Annotated in this window: 23 protein-coding genes; 10 read left to right on the forward strand and 13 right to left on the reverse strand. The window is 34.6% G+C overall.

Going from position 1 to position 23,743, the window contains the following annotated elements; genetic code table 11:
• Positions 1–121: 121 nt before the first annotated feature.
• From DFR66_RS03790 to DFR66_RS03800, 3 genes are all read left to right on the forward strand, one after another.
• The gene (locus tag DFR66_RS03790; protein WP_114753522.1) at positions 122–478 is read left to right on the forward strand and encodes a hypothetical protein; all 357 of its coding nucleotides are present in this window, start codon (positions 122–124) and stop codon (positions 476–478) included.
• Between the two features lie 110 nt (positions 479–588).
• A complete protein-coding gene (gene pheS / locus DFR66_RS03795) occupies positions 589–1,608 on the forward strand; it encodes a phenylalanine--tRNA ligase subunit alpha (protein WP_114753523.1) in 1,020 nt (339 codons plus the stop codon).
• A 94-nt stretch (positions 1,609–1,702) separates the two neighbouring features.
• Positions 1,703–2,110 (forward strand): hypothetical protein, encoded by a 408-nt coding sequence (locus DFR66_RS03800; RefSeq protein ID WP_114753524.1) that lies wholly within the window; start codon positions 1,703–1,705, stop codon positions 2,108–2,110.
• 228 nt (positions 2,111–2,338) lie between these two features.
• Here the strand turns inward: DFR66_RS03800 and DFR66_RS03805 are convergent, their stop codons facing one another.
• The 4 genes from DFR66_RS03805 to DFR66_RS03820 all read right to left on the reverse strand — a co-directional run bounded on the left by DFR66_RS03805 (position 2,339) and on the right by DFR66_RS03820 (position 5,825).
• Entirely contained in the window at positions 2,339–2,554 is a 216-nt protein-coding gene (locus DFR66_RS03805) for a hypothetical protein (protein WP_114753525.1), read from the reverse strand.
• A 35-nt stretch (positions 2,555–2,589) separates the two neighbouring features.
• Positions 2,590–3,585: an NAD(P)H-dependent glycerol-3-phosphate dehydrogenase gene (locus DFR66_RS03810; RefSeq protein WP_114753526.1), complete on the reverse strand. Its 996-nt coding sequence runs from the start codon at positions 3,583–3,585 to the stop codon at positions 2,590–2,592.
• Between the two features lie 307 nt (positions 3,586–3,892).
• On the reverse strand, positions 3,893–5,056 hold the full coding sequence (locus tag DFR66_RS03815) for an iron-containing alcohol dehydrogenase (protein WP_114753527.1): 1,164 nt from the start codon (positions 5,054–5,056) through the stop codon (positions 3,893–3,895).
• 4 nt (positions 5,057–5,060) lie between these two features.
• Complete coding sequence (locus tag DFR66_RS03820) at positions 5,061–5,825, reverse strand: type 1 glutamine amidotransferase domain-containing protein (protein WP_167400482.1); 765 nt, start codon at positions 5,823–5,825, stop codon at positions 5,061–5,063.
• A gap of 86 nt (positions 5,826–5,911) precedes the next feature.
• On the opposite strand from DFR66_RS03820, the gene DFR66_RS03825 reads away from it, so the two are divergent.
• On the forward strand, positions 5,912–6,808 hold the full coding sequence (locus DFR66_RS03825) for a LysR family transcriptional regulator (protein ID WP_114753701.1): 897 nt from the start codon (positions 5,912–5,914) through the stop codon (positions 6,806–6,808).
• A gap of 169 nt (positions 6,809–6,977) precedes the next feature.
• On the opposite strand, the gene nadD is transcribed toward DFR66_RS03825, so the two are convergent.
• The 6 genes from nadD to DFR66_RS03855 all read right to left on the reverse strand — a co-directional run bounded on the left by nadD (position 6,978) and on the right by DFR66_RS03855 (position 11,091).
• A complete protein-coding gene (gene nadD / locus DFR66_RS03830; RefSeq protein WP_114753528.1) occupies positions 6,978–7,601 on the reverse strand; it encodes a nicotinate (nicotinamide) nucleotide adenylyltransferase in 624 nt (207 codons plus the stop codon).
• 77 nt (positions 7,602–7,678) lie between these two features.
• Positions 7,679–8,041, reverse strand: a complete 363-nt coding sequence (locus DFR66_RS03835; protein WP_114753529.1) for a four helix bundle protein — start codon at positions 8,039–8,041, stop codon at positions 7,679–7,681.
• 74 nt (positions 8,042–8,115) lie between these two features.
• Complete coding sequence (gene gmk / locus DFR66_RS03840) at positions 8,116–8,691, reverse strand: guanylate kinase (protein WP_114753530.1); 576 nt, start codon at positions 8,689–8,691, stop codon at positions 8,116–8,118.
• Positions 8,692–8,808: 117 nt separating this feature from the next.
• Positions 8,809–9,669: a YicC/YloC family endoribonuclease gene (locus tag DFR66_RS03845; RefSeq protein ID WP_114753531.1), complete on the reverse strand. Its 861-nt coding sequence runs from the start codon at positions 9,667–9,669 to the stop codon at positions 8,809–8,811.
• Between the two features lie 184 nt (positions 9,670–9,853).
• Positions 9,854–10,741, reverse strand: coding sequence for a DMT family transporter (locus DFR66_RS03850; protein ID WP_114753532.1), 888 nt, complete (start codon positions 10,739–10,741; stop codon positions 9,854–9,856).
• The gene (locus tag DFR66_RS03855; RefSeq protein ID WP_091166548.1) at positions 10,741–11,091 is read right to left on the reverse strand and encodes an arsenate reductase family protein; all 351 of its coding nucleotides are present in this window, start codon (positions 11,089–11,091) and stop codon (positions 10,741–10,743) included. The genes DFR66_RS03850 and DFR66_RS03855 overlap by 1 nt, the downstream gene beginning before the upstream one ends.
• Positions 11,092–11,167: 76 nt before the next feature.
• On the opposite strand from DFR66_RS03855, the gene DFR66_RS03860 reads away from it, so the two are divergent.
• Positions 11,168–11,626: a DinB family protein gene (locus tag DFR66_RS03860; RefSeq protein ID WP_114753702.1), complete on the forward strand. Its 459-nt coding sequence runs from the start codon at positions 11,168–11,170 to the stop codon at positions 11,624–11,626.
• Positions 11,627–11,889: 263 nt separating this feature from the next.
• On the opposite strand, the gene DFR66_RS03865 is transcribed toward DFR66_RS03860, so the two are convergent.
• Together DFR66_RS03865 and DFR66_RS03870 are read right to left on the reverse strand one after the other, a co-directional pair.
• Positions 11,890–12,300: a hypothetical protein gene (locus DFR66_RS03865; protein ID WP_146841086.1), complete on the reverse strand. Its 411-nt coding sequence runs from the start codon at positions 12,298–12,300 to the stop codon at positions 11,890–11,892.
• Between the two features lie 160 nt (positions 12,301–12,460).
• Positions 12,461–13,204, reverse strand: a complete 744-nt coding sequence (locus DFR66_RS03870; protein WP_114753534.1) for a DUF3298 and DUF4163 domain-containing protein — start codon at positions 13,202–13,204, stop codon at positions 12,461–12,463.
• Between the two features lie 100 nt (positions 13,205–13,304).
• Here DFR66_RS03870 and DFR66_RS03875 point away from each other — a divergent pair, with 100 nt between their 5' ends.
• Positions 13,305–14,450 (forward strand): cystathionine gamma-synthase, encoded by a 1,146-nt coding sequence (locus tag DFR66_RS03875; RefSeq protein ID WP_114753535.1) that lies wholly within the window; start codon positions 13,305–13,307, stop codon positions 14,448–14,450.
• Between the two features lie 91 nt (positions 14,451–14,541).
• Here DFR66_RS03875 and DFR66_RS03880 read toward each other — a convergent pair whose 3' ends face one another.
• Entirely contained in the window at positions 14,542–15,345 is an 804-nt protein-coding gene (locus DFR66_RS03880; RefSeq protein WP_114753536.1) for a THC0290_0291 family protein, read from the reverse strand.
• Positions 15,346–15,620: 275 nt separating this feature from the next.
• On the opposite strand from DFR66_RS03880, the gene gdhA reads away from it, so the two are divergent.
• The 4 genes from gdhA to ileS all read left to right on the forward strand — a co-directional run bounded on the left by gdhA (position 15,621) and on the right by ileS (position 23,737).
• Positions 15,621–16,964, forward strand: a complete 1,344-nt coding sequence (gene gdhA / locus DFR66_RS03885; protein WP_114753537.1) for an NADP-specific glutamate dehydrogenase — start codon at positions 15,621–15,623, stop codon at positions 16,962–16,964.
• Positions 16,965–17,098: 134 nt separating this feature from the next.
• On the forward strand, positions 17,099–19,381 hold the full coding sequence (porZ, locus tag DFR66_RS03890) for a type IX secretion system anionic LPS delivery protein PorZ (RefSeq protein ID WP_114753538.1): 2,283 nt from the start codon (positions 17,099–17,101) through the stop codon (positions 19,379–19,381).
• A 54-nt stretch (positions 19,382–19,435) separates the two neighbouring features.
• The gene (gene recO / locus DFR66_RS03895; RefSeq protein WP_114753539.1) at positions 19,436–20,149 is read left to right on the forward strand and encodes a DNA repair protein RecO; all 714 of its coding nucleotides are present in this window, start codon (positions 19,436–19,438) and stop codon (positions 20,147–20,149) included.
• A gap of 129 nt (positions 20,150–20,278) precedes the next feature.
• Complete coding sequence (gene ileS, locus DFR66_RS03900; RefSeq protein ID WP_114753540.1) at positions 20,279–23,737, forward strand: isoleucine--tRNA ligase; 3,459 nt, start codon at positions 20,279–20,281, stop codon at positions 23,735–23,737.
• The last annotated feature ends 6 nt before the right edge of the window (positions 23,738–23,743 follow it).

The raw sequence follows: 23,743 nt of genomic DNA on the forward strand, positions 1-23,743 counted from the left end.
AAGGCAAATATAAAAGAATTGTTCTTTACTGTTGCCAATTTTCAAGTTCTTATCTTTGCCAAAATAATTTTATGAGAGATGATTTCATAATTTATAATTCATAATTCATAATTCATAAAAAATGTCAAGAGACACACAACTTAAAGATCGCTGGGAACAGCTAGTTAATATACTTTCTAATCAATTTTCGCAAGGGGAAGATTTAGATTTAGACGCCATTATATATTTAATTGGAGTACAAGAACTTGGTAAAGTACACAAAGAATTCAAAAAAGACGAGAAATTAAACTTGATGCACATCGCGATTTGCCGTTTATTAGAACCGTATGGTTTTTATGAATTCGAGTTTTTTGATGAAGATGGATGGCCACATTACAAAGTAAAAGAGGAATTACCACCGCTAAAAGCTGGAGAACAATCGGTTTTGATGAAAGAAGCAATAGTGAATTACTTCTTGGAACGAGAGGTAATAAAATAGCTAATTTAAACAACATTGTTAGTTTTAAATGTAATGCAACAAACTTGAAACTTTAAATGTGAAACTTGGAACAAATTTCTTAAATTTGCACTCTCAATTACGGAATGAAAATGATAGATAAGATAAAAGAATATATTGGCGAAGCACAGGCCTTTTCAACGCAAAATGCAGCAGAATTAGAAACTTTCCGAATCAAATTTTTAGGAAGCAAAGGACTTTTGAAAGAGCTTTTCGCTGAATTTAAAAATGTTCCTAACGACCAAAAAAAGGAATTCGGACAGGTAATAAACCTGCTTAAAACTTCTGCCGAAGAAAAAGTAAAATCCATTCAGGAAGCTCTAGAAAGCAAAGAAGAAAGTAAAGGGTTTTATGGTGATTTGACCCGTTCTGCGGAACCAATGATTATTGGCTCTCGTCACCCTATTTCATTGGTTAAAAACCAAATTATAGATATCTTTTCTACCATAGGTTTCAATGTTTCTGAAGGTCCTGAAATCGAAGACGACTGGCATAATTTCACAGCATTAAACTTACCGGAATACCACCCGGCACGTGACATGCAAGACACGTTTTTTATTCAAACAAATCCTGATATTTTGTTACGTACACATACATCATCCGTACAAGTGCGGTATATGGAAAATAATAAACCGCCAATCCGCACCATTTCTCCAGGTCGCGTCTTCCGTAATGAAGCTGTTTCGTCCCGTTCACACTGTATTTTCCACCAAGTAGAAGGATTATACATTGACAAAGACGTTTCTTTTGCTGATTTAAAACAAACGCTTTTGTATTTCACCAAAGAGATGTTTGGAAAATCAAAAATCCGTTTGCGTCCGTCTTATTTTCCGTTTACAGAGCCAAGCGCCGAGGTTGATATTTATTGGGGTCTAAAAACAGAAACCGATTATAGAATTACTAAAGGAACCGGTTGGTTAGAAATCATGGGTTGCGGAATGGTAGATCCTAATGTTTTGAAAAACTGTGGAATCAATCCTGATGAATATAACGGTTTTGCATTTGGTATGGGAATAGAAAGAATCGCCATGTTGTTGTATCAAATTGGCGATATTCGTATGTTTTATGAAAATGACGTTCGTTTCCTAGAGCAATTTAAATCCTCAATTTAGTCAAAAGTTATAAAGTCATAAAGTCGAAAGAAATCCCTGTTTACGAATTTCCTCGACTTTATGACTATACGACCTAGGACATTAAGACTAACTTATGAAAAAAGACATCATCATCCCCGAAGTAGAAAACGTATTTCTTGCCGTAGTTCAAGAATGGAGTGACGATTTTATGGAAAAAGTGTGGTATGCTTATTTAGTCAATGATAGCGATTTCTTAATTGAAAGCGTTATGGTTGTATCTAAAGCATTTGGAACCATAGACGGGGAAATGAAAAAAACATCACTTTTACGTCACGCTTTTGTCGAAGTACCAGCGGTTTCAGTGGTAAAAATTGAAATGATTGAAAAAAGCGTTTTGGCACTAAACAATGAGTTCATGCTTACGTTTTTTATTGGAGACAAATTATACGATAAAAAATTCATTTTCAAGGCACATTCCATTCATGAGGATTTTGTTGAAGAAGTGCCCATTCTATTTGTTGACGGCGTTATCGTGAGATAAGTCCATATTAGTTTCACTCTTTATTTTCTTCTTCCAACTAAAATAACTTACCACAAATATTCCGGCCAGAACGAATAATGCGGTACGTATTGTGTTTTTTTCAGATAAATATACCTCTTGAAAAGTCATACTGTATAAATCAAAAGCAGCAGTAATAAAAGAAACAAGTAGTCCCCAAATTAATCCGTACTTAAGTTGATATTTCTATCTTTTACTCATAAAAATGATTTAGCGGCTTTGTTGTTTAACTTTTGATTTCCAGGTAAAATAACCTAAAACAAATATGCCTACAATGATATAAGTAGCTGCGCGAATATAAAAATTTGTCGTAGCAACCTGTTCTAAAAAAGGGGTTTCTTTAATGTCGAACAATACATTGAAAACCGTCATAAATATCCCCCAAATTCCGCCAGTTTTAATCTGGTATTTCCATCTTTCGTTCATGAAGAAACTGTGTTTGGTTGTTATTTGAAACTGAATTAATCGAGTTTGTCGGTCAGTTTTTTAAATACTGTTTTGGCATCTTGGCCTTCGTACAAAATACTATAAACAGCATCTATAATTGGCGTTTTAGCACCATAAGCCTGATTGAGCTTGTAAGCGCTTTTTGCGGCATAATATCCTTCGGCAACCATACTCATTTCCATCATTGCTGATTTTACGGTGTATCCTTTACCAATCATATTTCCAAAGGTTCTGTTTCTAGAAAAAATAGAATATCCAGTAACTAATAAATCACCTAAATAAGCAGAATCATTGATGTTACGTTTCATTTTGTGAACTTTCTTAATAAACTTTTTCATCTCTCGAATCCCATTACTCATCAAAACAGACTGAAAATTATCACCATATCCTAACCCATGTGCCATTCCTGCTGCAATAGCGTAAATATTCTTCAGCATAGCCGCATATTCTGTTCCTATGATATCATCTGTAATCTTAGTTTTGATGTAATTTCCAGATAAATTTTTAGCGACAATTTTAGCTTTGTCTGGGTCGCCACAAGCAATGGTAAGGTAAGAAAGACGCTCCATAGCAACTTCTTCAGCGTGGCATGGGCCAGTGATTACGCCTATATTGTAATAAGGGATATCGTATCTAACATGGAAATGTTCGCCTACAATTAAGCTTGTTTCCGGAACAATTCCTTTAATTGCTGAAAAAATAATTTTGTTTTCTAGGGGAACGGTAAGTTTTTCTAGTTCGGCACCCACAAAAGCAGAAGGAATAGCGAAAATAATATAATCAGCGTAGGCTACGGCTTCGTTGATATCGCTAGTTAGTTTGAGTTTTTTGATATCAAATTCAACTGAACTTAAATAATTGGGGTTATGTTTGTGTTTTTTAATGTGCTCTATAGCAGCTTCATTGCGCATGTACCATGAAATCTCGGTAAGATTTACACACAACATTTTTGCTATAGCAGTCGCCCAACTTCCACCACCTATTACTGCGAATTTTATATTATCAGCCATTTTTTTATTATGTTTAATCAAAAGTACTTAAAAAACCTTTAATCAAGCAAATTAAATTGACCCACAAACATACTGTTTGTATGGTTTTAGGAAGTAATTATCTTAAATTATTAAATTTAAAATAAATATTTTTCAATTTGCACACAATATAATTATGTCTGTTTCGTTATTGATATTTATTGTTGAATAAATTAACAAAAAATGCGGATTGAATTAGTTAGTTATATTTTGGAATTTTAAAAGGCGTTCCCAAAATTGAGAACGCCTTTTTAATTGAACTACTGTAATCTGCATTATGTTATTTGAATTAATAACTCATTTCCACAATTGATTTCACTTTTTCTAAAGTGATATTTTGTTTCTCTCCTAATCCTAACCAACCTCTTTCTTCAAAACGATTTACAATAAAATCAGCTGTTTTATCAAAGTCTTTTGTGTAGTCAGATAATTTAGTGTCCATTCCCATCGTATGGAAAAATTCAACTGTTTTGTTGATGGCTTCGTTTGCGATTTCGTCTTCAGTTCCAGATAAATTGAAAATACGTTTTCCGTATTGTGCTAATTTTCCCTTCTTAGTTTCAAACATCACTCGGTATAAATTTGGACCTACAACTGCCAATGTTCTGGCATGATCGATTCCATATAATGCAGTCAATTCATGACCAATCATGTGTGTAGCCCAATCCGAAGGAACTCCTTTTTGGATTAATCCATTAAGCGCCATTGTACAACTCCACATAAAGTTAGAAGCCAAAGCATAATCAGTAGGCTTTTCAACAACATCAGGACCAACTTGAATCAAAGTTTGTAAAATGCTTTCGGCAATTCGATCTTGAAGAAAGCCTTCGTGCGGATAGGTTAGATATTGTTCTAAAACATGAGTATACGCATCTACAACTCCGTTTTGTAATTGTCTTTTTGGCAAAGACTCAATTACCGTTGGATCGCAGATAGAAAATTTTGGAAACAAGGCGCTACCTCCAAATGACAATTTTTCTTGCGTAGATTGAATAGTAACAACTCCGCCAGAATTCATTTCACTTCCTGTTGCAGGTAATGTCAATATAGTTCCAAAAGGAATAGTTTTAGATACATCTTTAGTTAATACTCGTTTTTGAAGAATGTCCATTGGATTTCCATCAAAGTTAACAGCTGCCGAAATGAATTTTACTCCGTCAATTACAGAACCTCCGCCTACGGCAAGGATAAAGTCTATGTTTTGTTCTTTGATAACAGCAACCGCTTTCATCAATGTTTCAAAATGTGGATTTGGTTCAATTCCTGCAAATTCTAAGATTTCAAAACCTTTAAGATTGTTGATTACTTGTTCATGAATACCATTTTTGAAAATACTTCCACCGCCATACGCTAAAAGGATTTTTGCTCCTTGAGGTACTAACGTTGATAGTTTTTCAATTTGTCCTTTTCCAAAAACTAAATTGGTAGGGTTGTATAATTCGAAATTTAACATCTTCTTATTTTTTTGAATTCAATTGGTTTAATAATTTCTCCGCAACTAGTTTAGACGAAGCTGGATTTTGACCTGTAATCAATAATCCATCTTCCACAGCGTATGATTGCCAATCTCCTATTTTAGAATAGATTGCACCATTAGCTTGTAAAGCATCTTCTAGTAAAAATGGAACTACATTTGTTAATCCTACCGCTTCTTCTTCGGTGTTTGAAAACCCGGTTACTTTTTTGCCTTTAACTAAAAAATCGCCATTTACTTTTACGTTTTTCAATACTGCTGGAGAATGACAAACAAAAGCAACAGGTTTATTGTTTGTGTAAAACGCTTCTATTAAAGCACCTGAAGATGCATCAGTTGCTAAATCCCATAATGGTCCATGACCTCCTGGATAAAAAACAGCATCATAATCAGCTTGATTAACATCAGCCAGTTTGTGTGTTTTGCTTAGTTTAGCTTGAAGCTCCGTATCTTTATCAAATCTTTTCGTGTCTTCAGTTGCTGAAGATGGATCTGAACTTTTTGGGTCAATTGGTGGCTGTCCTCCTAGTGGTGATGCAATATCAATAATTACTCCTTTATCTGCTAGCTCATAATATGGAGCGGCAAATTCTTCAATCCAAAATCCTGTTTTTTCTCCTGTGTTCCCTAATTCACTATGACTAGTTAGAACGAATAATACTTTTTTCATACCTTTTTTATTTTGTGCAGTTGCAGTAATACAACTTGCGGTTAATGCTATAATGGCAAATAATGCGATTTTCTTCATTTCTGATTTTGTTTGTACAAATTTACGATGAATATGCTATTAGTAAAAATAATTTAAATTATATTTGTGATAAATATATTTATATCATGGTTAATCTCGAATGGTACCGAACGTTTAAATCGGTTTATAAAAACGGAAATTTTTCTTTGGCTGCTAAAGAATTATTTATCAGTCAACCAGCTGTTAGTCAGCAAATATCAATGTTGGAGGCACATGTAGGATATAAACTTTTTAATCGAAAGTCTAAAGGCGTGGAACCTACGGAATACGCTAAGTTACTCAATAATTTAATCATCGAAGCACTGGACCGACTGGAAAATGTCGAGAATGGTTTTCGTGCCAAAGCATTTAATGCCAATCGATTAATTTCTATTGGGATTTCAAAGCATTTGATGCGAAGTTTGGGAAGCGCATTGGTTTCCAAATTTGATTTTATCGATTTTAGCATCCATGAAAACGATGCGCTTTTTGAATTAGTAGATTCTAAAAAACTTGATTTTGCAGTTGTCACCAAACAATATGATACGTTTGACACCATTCAGAAAAAGGTTGGCGAAATCAAACAAGTGATCGTAGGTTCTAATGATATTAATGCTTCCGAGCTGAAATCTAGGATTAAAATAAAGGATTTTTCTGCAACGGAACAGTGGTTAAACGACCAAAAATGGTTCAGCCACAATGCTCAAATTCCACATATCAAATTATTCTGGTTACATGTCTTTAACAAAAAAAGACCTTCGATGATTCCTAATTATATCATTCCATCCGAATACGAAATGCTCGAAATCATTTCGAAAAATACAGGAATAGGAGTAGTTTGGGATATCAATGCAAAAAATTTAATCGAAGAAAATAAAATTCAATTATTGTGGAATAGCAAGCAAATGCCAAGTACAGAGGTTTTTGTATTATCCGGTAAAAACGATAATTTGAGTACGATTTTTGAAAATGTTCAAGTAGAATTAAAAAAGGTTTTGGGGTAATTAATTTTCAGTAAATTCTTTACTAAAAGAATGCTATTCTATTTGTCATTTCGACGAAGGAGAAATCTCAGTAGTAATTTTTGTTATGTGATTTCTACTTTGTCGAAATGACAAAACAGCTAAATTTTATGAATGTGGTGTAGCTAGGTAAAAATTACGAGCTCTTATATTACTTCTTGTAAAAATTGTTGTGATCAATATATTCCCAAACCTTTGCAGGCAATAACGGCTGTACATTTTTTCCTTTCTTGATATTATCCCGAATAAATGTTGAAGATATTTCTACAACCGGAGCATCAATCATATGAATTTTTGTCCCGAAGTTTTGTGTAATTTTTGAATCCAAATTTTCTGCATCTTTTGCAATTACTTCTTCAACAGAAACTTTGGCATCAAGCCTTGGGTACACATAAATTTCATGATGCGCTAGAATTGCTTCGTAGTTTTTCCATTTGTGCAACGATTTTAAATTGTCTTCGCCCATGATTAAGGAGAATTCATACTTGGGATATTTTTCTTCTAAATGAACTAACGTATTCACAGTGTAATTCGGCTGTGACAATTTAAACTCAATATCTGAAGGTTTTATTTTTGGAAAATCTTCGGTGGCAAGATGCACCATTTGAAGTCTATGGTAATCATCGAGCAATGTATTTTTTTTCTTCAAAGGGTTGTGTGGTGTAACCACCATCCAGATTTGGTCTAAATCAGAATGCTCCGCCATGTGATTGGCAATGATGAGATGCCCAACATGAATGGGATTAAACGTTCCGAAATACAGACCTATTTTCATTTTTTTAGTCCTTAGTTTTTAGTTCTTAGTTTTTAGTCCTTAGTTGATGTGTGTTAATGACTAAAAAGCTCTAATTACTATTTTAGATTTTTAGAAAATGCATTTATCATTTTACTTTCTTCTTCAATTAAAAACAAAAGTTCGTTAAATATATTTTCATTTTGAATAAATTCTAATTCTTTAGCGATGATTAGTTGGGTTTCTATCTCGTTTAATGAACCTCTAGAAATATTTAAAAAATGATTAAATGATTTATCTGTTTGACGTCCAAATCCTTCTGCAATATTTGAAGGAATTGATACACTTGCTCTTTTCAACTGACTTGTTAGAGCATATATTTCTTCCTTTGGAAAATCCTTGGTAAGCTTATAAACTAAAACCACAATTTTAATTCCTTTTTGCCAAATTAGTAATTCTTTGTATGATTTCACTCCACTCATAGATAAACGATGTTACTGTTAGTTTTTTAGCTGAAGACAATATACTAAGTACTATTCACTAAGGACTAGTAAAACTATTTTTTAACATAATTCTTCACCAATTGATATGCTTCTTCAAGAGCTATTGGCAAATCGTAGTTTTTTATAATAACATCAAATTGCGGCGCTGTTGCCAGTTCTACAGAAGCTTTTGCAATACGCATATTGATTTTGTCATCACTTTCGGTAGAGCGTTCCTTTAATCGTCTTTTTAATTCATCCACGCTTGGAGGTTTCACGAAAACAGCTAAAGTTTCTTCTGGGAATTTATGTTTGATACGCAATCCGCCAGCGACATCAATATCAAAAATCACATTCTTTCCTTTGGCCCAGATGCGTTCTACTTCACTTTTTAAGGTTCCGTAGAAATTATCGCGATAGACTTCTTCCCATTCCAAGAAATCTTCGTTTTTGATGTGTTTCTTAAATTGTTCAGTAGACATGAAATAATAATCTTTTCCGTTTGCTTCTTCGCCTCTTGGTGCGCGAGAAGCTGCCGAAATAGAAAATTCAAGATTCAAATCTTCTTTGCTTAATAAATGCCTAACGATAGTAGTTTTCCCTGATCCTGATGGTGCCGAGAATACGATTAATTTTCCTCCTGTGCTCATTTTATGCTGAATTTATTCCAGTATCTGTTTATGTTTTCCTGCTAGGTTTCAAAAACCTTGTAGGTATGTTATAAAATTAATTAACCTGCAAGGAAATATAACTTTGCAGGTTAATAATTACAATACGTTTAATACTTGTTCCTTGATTTTTTCCAATTCGTCTTTCATCTGAACGACTAATTTTTGCATTTGTGCGTGATTGGATTTAGACCCCATCGTATTGATTTCACGTCCCATTTCTTGGGTAATAAAACCTAATTTTCTACCGTTAGCTTCGGTTCCGTTGATGGTTTCCAGGAAATAATCCAGGTGATTCGTCAAACGTACTTTTTCTTCGGTGATGTCTAATTTCTCTAAATAATAAATCAATTCCTGCTCGAAACGATTTTCGTCTACATTTACTTTCAATTCTGAGATTGCAGTTTGCAAACGATCTTTTATCGCCTGAACGCGTTCTGGATCAAGTGCCAAAGCGTCGGTCATGTATTGACGAATATTACCAATTCGCAATTGAAATTCTTTTTCAAGTGACATTCCTTCATCTCTCCTATAGTTCAGGATGTTTTGCAACGCTTCTTCGATAACGGTTTGGATTTGTATCCAGTCGTTTTCATCGATTTCATCGCGTTCTATTTTCATGGTATCCGGCATGCGAACCGCCATTTTCATTAGTTCAGTTTCATCAGCATCAGCATATACTTCTCTCAGTTGATTGATGTATGCTTTAACAATTGGCACATTGACTTTCGTAGAAGTTTGTTCCGCGGTACTTTCGATAAAAATAGAAAAATCTACTTTTCCTCTTTCCAGTTTCAGTGCAATTTGGTTGCGCAAACCCAATTCCATTTCGCGGTACAGCGAAGGCATTCTCACATTCAAATCTAAACCTTTACTGTTTAAAGATTTTACTTCTACTGTGATTTTTTTGGTTGGTAATTGCAAAGTAGCTTTACCAAAACCTGTCATTGATTGTATCATATAATTTTCTAAAAGAGGTCAAAGATAATAAAAAAGTGGTCAGTGGTCAGTTTTTAGTATTCAGTAACTCAGTGTAAGTAAATGTTTAGTAATCAGATTTTAATTTTCGAGTTGATACAGGCAGCCTCATGAACATAATAAAAGACAATAACCTGCGATTTAGGCGCTGAACACTAACAGCTGATTACTGAACACTCTTCTTCTGTGTCACCAAATAAACGCCTACAAATATCATAACAGCAGAACCAATTTTTACCAAACTCAATTCGTCTTTGCCTAGGCTTACTGCAAAAACAGTGGCAAATAGTGGTTGTAAATAAATAAAAACGGCAACTGTGGTTGGTTTTAATTCTTTCATCGAAAGCAAATTTAGTAAATAGGTCAGGAAAGTGGAAAAAACCACAACAAATCCTATTTTCCAGCAAATATCCATTGGGACTAAATTCCAGTTCACAGTTTGAAATTGGCCCCAGCCAAAAGGCAAAACCATAATAAAACCGAACAAATAAATCCATTTTACAAACGTAAACGCATTGTATTTGTCCATTAATTTCTTGACAATAATCAGGTAAAATCCATAGGAAATGGCGTTGACCAAAACCAGAAAATTTCCTAATCCTGCATTTGTTGCGCTGCCAATGGATTTTCCGTACAAGATAAGAAAAGCAGTTCCTATCAGACCAAGGATAATTCCAAAAACCATTCGTTTTTGCATGCGTTCTTTCATAATCAATGCCGAAAGCGTCAAAACAATCATGGGTGTCGAAACCATAATTACCGCAGCGCTGATAGGAGAAGTAAGGCTTAATCCTTTGAAAAACGTAAGCATATTAAACGCCACACCAAAGAAAGCAGCCGCAATTATTCTAGGAAAATCAGTGAGAGCAATTTTCTCTTTTGGCATAAAAAGCCAAACCAACCAAAATAATAACACTGAACCGCCTACGCGCAACAAAATGAAACCATAGGCATCAATATACAACGGCATGACATCTTTGGCAATGGTAAACGTAACACCGTAAATTATGGATACAATTGTGGCGCCAATTAGTGCAAGATTTCTTTTGGACATTATACCAAAGCTTTCATTACCTGCAACATATTTTGTTGGGTGTTCCCAATGTAAATTTTGTCTTTAATTATAAAAACAGGACGACTTAAAAACGTGTAATGTTCTAAAATGTACTTTTTGTAATCGTCTTCGGTCAACGATTTGTTCTTTAAATCCATCGATTTGTACAACTGTGCTTTTTTGCTAAAAAGTGCTTCGTAACTGCCAGAAAGCTCACGCATTTTTTCTAATTCGGCAACAGTAATTGGGTCTTGTTTGATGTCGTGAAATTTAAAATCATGTTCTTTTGGTAATGATTTTATAATTTTTCTGCAGGTGTCGCAAGATGCGAGATAGTATATTATGTCCATGTAAATAGCGATTTCTTTGTGCAAAGAAAATTCATTTGACACGGAAAATGATTATTTTTATCAAAAAAATAAAAAAATGAATCAATTATTCGACGTCTGCACTACAAGCAGAAATATGGTTTCAAAATTTCTATCGGGATACACTCTTGACCAACTCAACACGATTCCGGAAGGATTCAGCAACAATTTGATTTGGAATATTGGTCATATAATCGTGTCGCAACAATTATTGGTTTACAAACTTTCTGGTTTGCCAATGATGGTTTCTGATGAATTAGTAGAGAAATACAAAAAGGGAACCAAGCCAGAACACATCGTAACCCAAGCCGAAGTGGACGAAATCAAATCGTTATTGTTTGCAACCATTCAGCAAACTAAAGTGGATTATGACAACCAAATTTTCAAAACCTACATGGAATATACCACATCAACTGGCAATCACGTTTTAAGAAATGCGGAGGATGCTATGGCTTTTAGTAATTTCCATGAAGGGCTTCATATTGGGAATATGATAAGTATTCGAAAATTTATTTAGGATTTATTTCTAAAAATAATGGGAGCTTAATCCCGCTATTCGCTCCTATCTTTTCCTTTTTAAAGAAAAAAGGAAAAGGATATCTGCTGCTATCGGGGCTAGGGGATTTCTACAATTAGATGTTTACGTTTTATAACATATAATGCCTTAGTTAAAGTTCAAAACTTTGACTAAGGTTAATTTGGAAATAAAAAAGAATTTTATTTTTTGCTGTGACAAGAAAGTTTTCCAATCTAATTATGAGATTGGATATTCTTCTTGATTTAATCAGTGTATCTTACTTCTCTATATCTTTTAAAATACCAGTAAGTTCCAATAGTTAGTGTGGTTATACTAGCCAACCAAATAAAGTATCCGTAATTTACTGATAAAATTTTACCTGAAGCTCCACTTTCTGAAGCTAGAATTGAATTCCAAGAATAAAATGAGATAGCTAGAATTACAGCTACAATATTAAATTTTGTAGCTACAGGTTTATCCATAATTAATAAAAAAATGGATATAAGACATAAAGGATTAGCTAGCCAGATCAACCATTCTAACAGCCCGCCACCCAAAATTGCAATACTCCCCATCAAAAAGCATGACAACGATGATATAATTTTCACTCCTTGATATTCATAAGAAAAAGCATCAAAAGTCAGCGATGATGCAAATATTGATAAACTCAACATAATTACTAGTATCTTAAAAATGCTCTTTTCTGTATTTTTTTTCACTGCTTATTAAATTATAATGTAGAATGCAAAGTATTTTTTTACGTTTTTTACAAAGTGTTGAAAACCTTAATTTTCAAGTAGCACTATAATTAGAATCTTTATTGATTTAAATAATCTATTTAATCGCCAAATAATCATTCACTTCAGTGTACGGCAATAATAATTCCTTTGGTCCATCTGCATACGATGCGGCTTCGTAGGAGTTGTAATAAAGCAACAATCCTTTATCGGTATAAAAAATATTTTGGGGCAACTGGAATTTTTCTTTCTCAAACATCAATCCGGTTGCATTGATAGATTTGTTTGCAGGGATTTTATATTTTGCCCTGAATTTTTTTTCGGCGAAAGCCTTGAAAGCTTCTTTATCATTAAATAATTCCTCATTCGAGATTGATTTTCCGGTATTTGGATCAAAAAGTAGCGAGCGCAAACCTTGGTATCCGTGAGCGCCACCAGTATAGGTGTAATGTTTGATTTCAATATTCAATACAGCATCGGATTGGTATTTTACATTTCCTTCAATGTCAGCTTCCCATCCAAATTTATCATTGGGAAATTCTTTCTGAAGTTTCTCGTAGGAATCAATAAAAGAGGCTAATAAGCTGTTATAATTGGTTGCCGAATAGGGTTTTTCGCCAAAATATATAATCTCTTTCATTACTGAAAACACTTTTTTATTAATGCTATCCGCAACAACCGGAACGGCATTTGCAACAGGTATTTTTACACTAATTGACGGACAATTTTCTTTGCAAGGCATCGAGGTTTTTTTTTGAAATGATTCCTCTTCAAAAACCAATTCATCAGAACATTGCGCAGCAGAAAAAAGCAGTAAAGTGTAAATAATAAAATGTTTCATCTCAAAATTGTTAATTAATTACAAAGGTACCTACTTGTAGCTTGGTTAAAATAAATTAAAAGGTAAATTTGTGAAACATTTTGCATTAAAAATTCAACTTATGAAATTCAATACTAAAGTCATTCACGGTGGACAACACCACGACCCAAGCACAGGAGCGGTTATGCCTCCGGTATATCAAACGTCAACTTTTGTACAAACGAGTCCTGGACAGCCAGTAAATCCGGATTACGAGTACAGCAGAGCTGCAAATCCTACCCGAAGCGCACTTGAAAACGCCTTGGCAAGTATCGAAAACGGAACTCGAGGATTGGCTTTTTCATCAGGATTAGCGGCTACAGATTGTGTTTTGCGTTCTTTTAAATCTGGTGATGAAATCATTGCAATGGACGATTTATATGGCGGAACGTACAGAATGTTTACCCGTATTTACAAAGATTCTGGTATAAAATTCCATTTTGTAGATATGAATGACATAGAGAAATTCAAGTCATTAATCAACGAAAACACAAAAATGGTTTGGGTAGAAACACCAACAAACCCTTTGATGAAACTAGCCGATATTCAAGAAATTGCAAAAATCACTAAGGAAAAGAAAATCCTTTTTGCGGTTGATAATACTTTTGCAACGCCTTATTTGCAAAAACCATTAGATTTAGGAGCTGATATTGTAATGCATTCGGCGACTAAATATTTAGGAGGCCATTCTGATGTTATTGCCGGAGCTTTGATTGTAAAAGATGAAGCGCTTGGAGAACAATTGCATTTTCAACAATTTGCGACAGGAGCAACATTAGGACCAATGGATAGTTTCTTAGTGCTTCGAGGAATTAAAACCTTGCATTTGCGTGTAGAAAGACATTGTGAAAATGGAGGAAAAGTGGTGGAGTTTTTAAACAATCATCCAAAAATCAAAACAGTTTATTACCCAGGTTTGCCAAGCCATCCGTATCATGAAATTGCCAAAAAACAAATGAGTGGTTTTGGAGGAATGGTGTCATTTACTTTTGTGTCGGGCAAAAAAGAAGATGCAATTGACTTTCTTGAAAAAATAAAAGTTTTTACACTGGCTGAATCTTTAGGAGGAGTAGAATCATTAGCAAATCATCCTGCTTTGATGACACATGCTTCTATCCCGGAGGACAAGCGCAAGGAAGTAGGCATTACCGATGATTTGGTTCGATTAAGCGTAGGTATTGAAGATGGGGAGGATTTAATCGAAGACTTGAAACAAGCATTAGCGTAACTTAATATATAAGACAAAAGCTCCAATTCTATTCCGAAATGTCGGGATTAGGATTGGAGCTTTTATTTTTTAAAACGGTTTTTTTAAAATCCTATTGTAAGTAATAAATATAGCCTACATTAAACCATACCAACCAGTCATTAGCTCTATTTTCTTTATAAATTTCCGGATTCGGATTTAAACCATCTACCCAGTTCGAAAAGAAATATTGGAATCTTAAATCGACCATTAAATCTCGTAATGGACTTAATTTATAACGGGTTCCCACGCTTGATATTATAGACCAAACTGTTCCGCTTTCGGTAGAAAAACCATAAGGGCGACCGTCTGTAGGCGTTAAATATTTAGGGAAAGTGGTCAATGGAGTTCCTAATGGACCCATTGTTGACGAGGCTTCGGCATTGTAATAACTAAATTGTCCACCAAGGCTTATAAATGGACCTAAACTTCCTGTTCTGGCTGTAAAATCACGAATGCTCCAAGGGAAAAATTCTAGTTGCATACCAATATTTGTTACTGCCGTGCTTCCTGTCATAGCTTTCAATTGGTCTTTTCCTAGCGAAGGTTTACCCTCAGTCCATTGTCCAAAATGTTGTAATTCTGTTTTATTATAAGAGAGTTCAGACCTTAGTTTAAAGTGGTCATTAAAATACGTTTCAGGAGTATAACAATTACAATCTGCTTTGTAAGAAAAGTTGAGATAATGAATAATCCCAATTCCAAGTCCCGTATTTCCGGAGTTTGTTTTAAAATCATAACGTTCCCCATAATCAGATTGAAAAGCAATAGGTCCCGCAATTACCCCTATTTCATGCGAAAATCCACCAAATTGTGCACTTGCATCAGGTGAAAATCCAAAACATATTAATAGGAAAAGGAATATTTGTTTAATCATTACGGTTGTTTTTCTAATCTAGACAAATATATAAAAACATCACACACTTATAAAAAATAAAACGGAAATTAAAAATAAGCAGACAAATTCTTATTTACTTACGAAAGTGTTAGTCATTTAGTTTAAATGAGGATATCTTAAACACAATTGTTTGAAAATGGGTAATAAAAAGATAATTCTCTTGATAAATTCAAAAAACAGACTCTGAATATTTTTATAAAATGTATCTTTGTATATTATACGAAATCGTTTTCTTAATTAATTATTCATAATCTATGTTACTAAAAATAAATGATTTTATGGCTCAAGTTGAGGCCAAGAATCCAAATGAACCTGAATTTATTCAAGCTGTTAGGGAATTTGCAGAAACTGTAATTCCATTTATTGCAGAGCAAAAAAAATACGACGGAAAGAATTTGCTTCTCAGAATAGCGGAGCCAGAACGTTCTATAATATTCCGTGTTCCTTGGGTAGATGATAAAGGAGAAATTCAGGTAAATAGAGGTTTTAGAATTCAAATGAATTCAGCAATAGGACCTTACAAAGGTGGAATCCGTTTTCACCATACTGTAAATTTATCTGTGCTTAAATTTTTGGCTTTTGAACAAGTTTTCAAAAACAGTTTGACTACTTTACCAATGGGTGGAGGAAAAGGAGGGTCTGATTTTGATCCACAAGGAAAATCTGATGGAGAAGTAATGCGTTTTTGCCAGTCATTCATGACGGAATTGTGCAGACATATTGGGCCACAGTTAGATGTACCTGCTGGAGATATTGGTGTTGGAGCTAGAGAAATTGGATATTTATTTGGGCAATACAAGAGAATAAAAAACGAATTTACCGGAGTTTTAACTGGAAAAGGGTTGGCTTATGGAGGTTCTTTAATCAGACCGGAAGCAACAGGTTACGGAGTAGTTTATTTTGCAGAACAAATGCTGAATACTATTGGTCAAAACATCAAAGGGAAAAGAGTTTCTATTTCTGGTTTTGGTAACGTTGCTTGGGGTGTAGCCTTAAAGGTAAATGATCTTGGAGGAAAAGTTGTTACTATTTCTGGTCCTGATGGATATATTTATGATGAAGAAGGAATATCTGGTGAGAAAATTGACTTTATGCTGGAAATGAGAGCAAGAGGAGATAATAGAGCTGAAGCATATTTAGAAAAATATCCAAATGCAGTTTTCCACAAAGGAAAAAGCGTTTGGGAAGTAAAAGTTGATGTTGCAATACCTTGTGCTACTCAAAACGAGTTGAACGAGGAAGATGCTAAAAAGTTAATTGCTAATGGTGTTATCTGTGTAACAGAAGCAGCAAATATGCCATGTACTTTAGATGCAATTAAACAATTCTTGAAAGCTAAAGTACTTTTTGCACCAGGAAAAGCAGCAAATGCTGGAGGTGTAGCAGCCTCAGGATTAGAGATGACTCAAAACTCTATTCGTTTAAACTGGACCAGCGAAGAAGTAGATACCAGATTAAAAGAAATCATGGTTGGCATACACAATCAGTGTAAAAGTTACGGTACTGACGAAGAAGGGTATGTAAACTATGTTAAAGGTGCAAACATTGCCGGATTTGTAAAAGTTGCTGATGCTATGCTAGCTCAAGGAGTGGTATAATTCAGATTTATTATAATTTAAAAAGCCTTTCACCATACCCAAGCTCGGGATTGGATGAAAGGCTTTTTTTTGCGTAACAAAATGCTAAGACTTTCGTTTGTTCTATATTTGTAAACCAATTATTGATGCATATAATGAAAAAGAGCGTTTTATATTTTTTGCTTTTTATCCAAATGGGTTTTGCTCAAAGCAACTTGTCGTGGCAGGGATATTTCTCTTACAATGAAATTAAAGATGTGTCAGAATCTCGAACGGCTGTTTTTGCTGCTTCCGAAAACGCTTTGTTTTCAAAAAATTTAGTGACAAACGTTATTAAAACAACCAATACCATAGACGGACTTTCTGGACAAACAATATCGGCGCTTTATTACAGCGCAATATTCAATAAGACAATTGTAGGATATGAAAACGGACTGATAATAGTGATAAATGAAGCCGATGGGAGTATGCTAAATGTTGTCGATATTATCAATAAACAACTCCCTCCTAATATCAAAAAAATCAATCATTTAATGGAGATCGATGGTGTTGCTTACGTTTCCTGTGATTTTGGAATTGTTCAATTTAATTTAGCTACTATGCAATTTGGGGACACTTATTTTATTGGCGATAACGGAGCCGAAATTATTGTGAATCAAACAGCACTTTTTGACGGATTTATTTACGCATCGACAAATAATGGGATTAGAAAAGCCAATATTTCTAATAAAAACCTAATCGATTTCAATCAATGGGAAACTATTGCGACTGGAAATTGGTCGAGCATTGTGACTTTTGGGACCAATTTATATGCTATTAATGGCGCGGGAATTATTCATAGATTTAATCCGGTTTCTAATTCTTTTACTGGATTTATTACTCTTTCTCAGTCTTCTCTAGACATGAGGGCAACAGTAGATTATTTGATAGTAACAACTTCTAGCAGTGTTTATATTTACAACAATCAAATGGCTTTGGTGCGTCAAATAAATACAAATCAAATCCCAGAAAGTAGATCAAGTTTTACTTGTTCAACAATAATTGATGGCGCAATTTTCATTGGAACTAAAGAAAATGGATTGATTACTACTTTACTTTCTTCGGCAGTAAATTTCGAAAATATAACTCCTATTGGTCCCTCGCGTAACAACATATTTGCACTTCAAACTACGACTAGTGCGCTCTGGACGGTTTACGGAGATTATTCGGTAGATTATAATCCATATCCTTTAGACAACTTCGGCATCAGCAAATTTAGTGCAACTGGATGGTTGAATATTCCTTATGAGAAAGTTTTTGGGGCAAAATCAATGACCAGAATTACCGTTAATCCTAGCAATGAAAACGAAGTGTATGCAAGTTCTTTTTTCTCTGGCTTACTAAAATTAGAAAATGATATCCCAAAAATTTTATACAATCAAACCAATAGTGGCTTAGAATCTTTGACCTTTGTGGGGCCTGATTATATAGACATAAGGGTTAACGGAACTGCATTTGACAAAACAGGAAATCTTTGGGTTACCACGAGTCGTATAAAAAACGGATTGAAAGTTTTAAAACCAAATGGACAGTGGCAAAGTTATGCTATGGAAAACATCCTAGATTCAGCAATTGATAATAATTTTGGAACGATGGTCATTGATAAAAATGGAACGAAATGGCTTTCTACGAGTGAAAATGGTGTAGTAGGTTTTAATGAAAGGAATAATGAATTCAAAAAAATAACAACAGGACCAGATACGGGTAATTTACCTGTTTCAAATGTAAGAACAGTTGCCGTAGATACCAGAAATCAGCTTTGGATAGGAACCACAAAAGGATTGCGGGTTTTGCCGAATGTCAGTAGTTTTCAATCGGAGGAACAAATGACGGCTAATCCAATAATTATTTTAGACGATAATCTAGCGCAAGAACTCTTGTTCGAACAATTTATTACTGATATTGCTGTTGATGGAGCAAATAATAAGTGGATAGGCACCGCCGATTCCGGTTTGTTTTTAGTCTCGCCAAATGGTCAAGAAACCAAATATCATTTTACTGTAAATAATTCTCCATTGCCAAGCAATGTAATTAATGATGTTGAAATTAATAGCGCCACTGGAGAAGTTTTTATTGCTACTGCTAAAGGTTTAGTTTCTTTCAAAGGAACAGCGACTGCTGCCAATGATGATTTGAGTAACGCGTACGTATATCCAAACCCTGTGCGTCCAGAATATCAAGGAACCGTTAAGATTGCCGGATTATTGGATAGAGCAAATATTAAAATTACTGATATTGAAGGAAATCTGGTTTATGAAACCATTTCTGAAGGAGGAACAATAGAATGGGACACAACCGCTTTTGGGAAATACAAAGTCGCTTCCGGTGTGTACATGATTTTTATTTCGGCACAAGACGGAGTAGAAACCAAAGTTAAAAAAGTAATGATAATTAGATAGTTTAGAGAAATGAATTTTTCAATCTTTAAATTTTTCAATCTTTAAATTAAAATTGTGCTCGTAAAAACCAAAGCCATCGTTCTTTCGTCCTTAAAATTTCAAGAAAAAAGCTTGATTGTCAAATGCTTTACGTTGTCGCATGGTTTGAAATCATACTTCGTTCGGGATGCTTTTTCGAGCCGAAAAGCGAATCAGAAAATCGCGTATTTTCAACCGTTGACGATACTCGAAATTGAAGCCGTTCATAAAAACAAAGGCACTTTAGAAAATTTCAAGGAAATAAAAATTGCAACTCCTTTTCATTCGATTCATTCGGATATTTATAAGAGCACGATTGTGATGTTTGTTTCAGAAATATTGCATCATTCTATTCACGAAGAAGAAACAAATGAGCATCTTTTTACCTTTCTCGAAACCGCATTGCATTGGTTGGACAATCACGATGAAATTGCTAATTTTCATCTTATTTTATTATTGGAAACCACAAAATATTTGGGTTTTTATCCTGATATTTCTGATATGGATATGCCTTTTTTCGAAATGACTGAAGGTATTTTTACCCCTTTTCATGCCATCAGTTCGCTTACGGAACATGAAAGTAATTTGTTCAAAAAACTCATTGATTTGAGATTCGATAACAATCAGAAAATTTTCCATGTCATAGAAAGGCAAATCGTTTTACGAATTCTAATCGATTACTACAGTTTTCATTTGGATGGTTTTAAAAAACCAAAATCATTAGATGTTTTAAAAGAAGTTTTTTCATAGAAAGTAATAAAAGGATATTTTGATTCCATTTTATCGAATTCGTTAATCAATTTTGTCTATTTTCTCTCATCTTTTCTTTCTTTTATTCAAAATTCCTTACTTTCGCACCTCGATTTAGAAAAGGATAAAATGAGCACAAAATTTACTGAATACAAAGGACTTGACTTACCAACTGTGGCGTCAGAAGTTCTGGATTTTTGGAAGAAAGAAAATATATTCGAAAAAAGCGTAACCACTCGTGAAGGAAACCCACCATTCGTGTTTTTTGAAGGGCCTCCTTCGGCAAATGGATTACCGGGAATTCACCACGTAATGGCGCGTGCCATTAAAGATATTTTTTGCAGATATAAAACTCAAAAAGGGTTCCAAGTAAAGCGTAAAGCGGGCTGGGACACCCACGGTTTGCCTGTGGAATTAGGTACCGAGGCAGCATTAGGAATTACTAAAGAAGATATTGGAAAAACCATTTCCATCGAAGAATATAACGAAGCGTGTAAAAAAACCGTGATGCGTTATACGGATGTATGGAATGATTTGACTGAAAAAATGGGCTATTGGGTCGATATGGAAGATCCGTATGTGACCTACAAATCCAAATATATGGAAACGGTTTGGTGGATTTTGAAACAAATCTACAACAAGGATTTGATGTACAAAGGCTATACAATACAACCGTATTCTCCAAAAGCAGGAACAGGATTATCTTCTCACGAAGTGAACCAACCGGGAAGTTATCGTGATGTAACGGACACGACGGTTGTAGCACAATTTAAAGTGATTGACGCGCACAAAGAATTATTGTTCTCAAAGTTTTACGATTATATCAGTTCAAATAATTTACTGCATTATAAGTTAGAAGCGTTGGATTTAGACGAAATCTTTATCCTAGCTTGGACTACTACACCTTGGACATTGCCAAGTAATACCGCTTTGACTGTAGGTCCAAAAATCGAATATGCTTTAGTAAAAACATTCAATCAATATACGTTTCGTCCAGCAACATTGATTTTGGCTAAAAACTTAGTTGGAAAACAATTCGGGAAAGGATTCTTTGAAAGTACAGAGCCTGCTGACTTTGAAAATTTCAAAGAAGGCGACAAGAAAATCCCATATCAGGTTTTAGCGGAATGCAAAGGAGCTGATTTAGTTGACATTCGTTATGAACAATTAATGCCGTTAGTACTTCCGTATCAAAATGCTGAAAATGCTTTCAGAGTAATTTCTGGGGATTTTGTAACTACCGAAGATGGAACAGGAATTGTACATACGTCACCTACTTTTGGTGCAGATGATGCAAAAGTAGCCAAAGAAGCTACGCCAGAAATTCCACCAATGTTAGTTCTTGACGAAAATGGAACTCCAGTTCCGTTAGTAGATTTACAAGGGAAATTCACTTCGCACGTGGGAGAATATGCCGGTAAATATGTGAAAAACGAATATTACAACGAAGGTGAAGCGCCGGAACGTTCGGTAGATGTTGAAATCGCTATTCGATTAAAAGAAGAAAACAGAGCGTTTAAAGTAGAGAAATATGTCCACAGTTATCCACATTGCTGGAGAACAGACAAGCCTATTTTATATTATCCTTTGGATTCTTGGTTTATAAAAATTTCTGAAGTTAAAGACAGAATGTTTGACTTGAACGAAACCATCAACTGGAAGCCAAAAGCGACTGGAGAAGGACGTTTTGGAAATTGGTTGAAAAATGCCAATGACTGGAATTTATCGCGTTCAAGATTCTGGGGAATTCCTTTGCCAATTTGGAGAACCGAAGACAAACAAGAAGAAATCTTAATAGGTTCTGTTGAAGAATTATACAACGAAATAGAAAAATCTATCGCAGCAGGTTTCCAAAAAGAAAATCCTTTCAAAGGTTTTGAAATTGGAAATATGGCGGAGTCCAATTACGATTTAGTTGATTTGCATAAAAATGTAGTCGATGAAATTACTTTGGTTTCTGCTTCTGGCAAACCAATGACGCGAGAAGCAGACTTGATTGACGTTTGGTTTGATTCCGGTTCTATGCCGTATGCGCAATGGCATTATCCTTTTGAGAACAAAGATAAAATTGACGAAAACAAAGATTTTCCTGCTGATTTTATTGCAGAAGGAGTAGATCAAACACGTGGTTGGTTTTATACCTTACACGCTATTGGAACGTTGGTTTTTGATAAAGTAGCGTATAAAAATGTAGTTTCAAACGGGCTGGTTTTAGACAAAAACGGACAAAAAATGTCCAAACGTTTAGGAAATGCCGCAGATCCATTCGAAACATTAAAAGAATACGGTCCAGATGCGACGCGTTGGTACATGATATCGAATGCGAATCCGTGGGACAACTTGAAATTTGACTTAGAAGGAATTGCTGAGGTTCGCCGCAAATTCTTTGGAACATTGTACAATACGTATTCTTTCTTTAGTTTGTATGCCAATATTGATGGTTTCAAATTTGAAGAAGCGGAGATTCCGCTAAACGAAAGACCAGAAATCGACCAGTGGATCATGTCAGAACTGAACACTTTGATCAAAGAAGTGGACGGTTTCTATGCGGATTATGAACCAACAAAAGCTGCTCGTGCAATCTCTGAATTTGTACAGGAAAACTTAAGTAACTGGTACGTTCGTTTGTGCAGAAGACGCTTCTGGAAAGGGGAATATGCGCAGGACAAAATCGCTGCTTATCAAACGTTATATACCTGTTTGTTAACCATAAGTAAACTGGGTGCGCCTATCGCTCCATTCTTTATGGACAAACTTTACAGAGATTTAACTTTAGCAACACAGTCGGAAAAATATGACAGTGTACATTTGGCGGAGTTTCCAATTTCGGTTGACAACTATGTTAATAAAATGTTAGAGAGCAAAATGCAGAAAGCACAAACCATCTCATCATTGGTTTTATCACTCCGAAAAAAGGAAATGATAAAGGTACGCCAACCGTTGCAAAAGGTAATGATTCCAGTACTTGACGACAATCAAAGGGCTGAAATTGAGGCAGTTTCTGATCTTATAAAAGCAGAGGTAAACGTGAAAGAAATCGTGCTTTTGGATGATGCTTCTGGTGTTTTGGTCAAACAAATTAAACCTAATTTTAAGGCGCTCGGACCCCGTTTTGGAAAGGATATGGGTTTGATTTCTAAGGAAATACAAGGTTTTTCGAAAGAGCAAATTAGCCAATTGGACAAGGAAGGAAGTCTGAATATTGTTATTGCGGGAAAAAACGTAATTTTAACTTTAGAAGATGTAGAAATAACATCACAAGATATTGAGGGTTGGTTAGTAGCCAATTCAAACGGAATAACGGTTGCGCTGGACATTACAATTTCACCAGCTTTAAGACAAGAAGGAATCGCCAGAGAATTAGTAAACAGAATACAGAATATCCGTAAAGATTCTGGATTTGAAGTTACGGATAAAATTAAAGTTCAATTGAAACGAAATGGAATTTTAGAAGAGGCAATTCTTGAAAACATAGTGTATATTAAATCAGAAACATTAACCAGCGATTTGGTTTTTGTAGATGAAATAGAAAACGGCACAGAAATTGAATTTGACGACATAAAAACAATGATTTTAATTTCAAAATAATACAAA

Source organism: Flavobacterium glaciei (assembly GCF_003350545.1).
Lineage (GTDB): Bacteria > Bacteroidota > Bacteroidia > Flavobacteriales > Flavobacteriaceae > Flavobacterium > Flavobacterium glaciei.

Bases quoted from the DNA above. Each gene is read 5' to 3' on its own strand.
- DFR66_RS03790 (WP_114753522.1), top strand. From the start codon at position 122: ATGTCAAGAGACACACAACTTAAAGATCGCTGGGAACAGCTAGTTAAT.
- pheS (WP_114753523.1), top strand. From the start codon at position 589: ATGATAGATAAGATAAAAGAATATATTGGCGAAGCACAGGCCTTTTCA.
- DFR66_RS03800 (WP_114753524.1), top strand. From the start codon at position 1,703: ATGAAAAAAGACATCATCATCCCCGAAGTAGAAAACGTATTTCTTGCC.
- DFR66_RS03805 (WP_114753525.1), bottom strand. From the start codon at position 2,554: ATGAACGAAAGATGGAAATACCAGATTAAAACTGGCGGAATTTGGGGG.
- DFR66_RS03810 (WP_114753526.1), bottom strand. From the start codon at position 3,585: ATGGCTGATAATATAAAATTCGCAGTAATAGGTGGTGGAAGTTGGGCG.
- DFR66_RS03815 (WP_114753527.1), bottom strand. From the start codon at position 5,056: ATGTTAAATTTCGAATTATACAACCCTACCAATTTAGTTTTTGGAAAA.
- DFR66_RS03820 (WP_167400482.1), bottom strand. From the start codon at position 5,825: ATGAAGAAAATCGCATTATTTGCCATTATAGCATTAACCGCAAGTTGT.
- DFR66_RS03825 (WP_114753701.1), top strand. From the start codon at position 5,912: ATGGTTAATCTCGAATGGTACCGAACGTTTAAATCGGTTTATAAAAAC.
- nadD (WP_114753528.1), bottom strand. From the start codon at position 7,601: ATGAAAATAGGTCTGTATTTCGGAACGTTTAATCCCATTCATGTTGGG.
- DFR66_RS03835 (WP_114753529.1), bottom strand. From the start codon at position 8,041: ATGAGTGGAGTGAAATCATACAAAGAATTACTAATTTGGCAAAAAGGA.
- gmk (WP_114753530.1), bottom strand. From the start codon at position 8,691: ATGAGCACAGGAGGAAAATTAATCGTATTCTCGGCACCATCAGGATCA.
- DFR66_RS03845 (WP_114753531.1), bottom strand. From the start codon at position 9,669: ATGATACAATCAATGACAGGTTTTGGTAAAGCTACTTTGCAATTACCA.
- DFR66_RS03850 (WP_114753532.1), bottom strand. From the start codon at position 10,741: ATGTCCAAAAGAAATCTTGCACTAATTGGCGCCACAATTGTATCCATA.
- DFR66_RS03855 (WP_091166548.1), bottom strand. From the start codon at position 11,091: ATGGACATAATATACTATCTCGCATCTTGCGACACCTGCAGAAAAATT.
- DFR66_RS03860 (WP_114753702.1), top strand. From the start codon at position 11,168: ATGAATCAATTATTCGACGTCTGCACTACAAGCAGAAATATGGTTTCA.
- DFR66_RS03865 (WP_146841086.1), bottom strand. From the start codon at position 12,300: ATGTTGAGTTTATCAATATTTGCATCATCGCTGACTTTTGATGCTTTT.
- DFR66_RS03870 (WP_114753534.1), bottom strand. From the start codon at position 13,204: ATGAAACATTTTATTATTTACACTTTACTGCTTTTTTCTGCTGCGCAA.
- DFR66_RS03875 (WP_114753535.1), top strand. From the start codon at position 13,305: ATGAAATTCAATACTAAAGTCATTCACGGTGGACAACACCACGACCCA.
- DFR66_RS03880 (WP_114753536.1), bottom strand. From the start codon at position 15,345: ATGATTAAACAAATATTCCTTTTCCTATTAATATGTTTTGGATTTTCA.
- gdhA (WP_114753537.1), top strand. From the start codon at position 15,621: ATGTTACTAAAAATAAATGATTTTATGGCTCAAGTTGAGGCCAAGAAT.
- porZ (WP_114753538.1), top strand. From the start codon at position 17,099: ATGAAAAAGAGCGTTTTATATTTTTTGCTTTTTATCCAAATGGGTTTT.
- ileS (WP_114753540.1), top strand. From the start codon at position 20,279: ATGAGCACAAAATTTACTGAATACAAAGGACTTGACTTACCAACTGTG.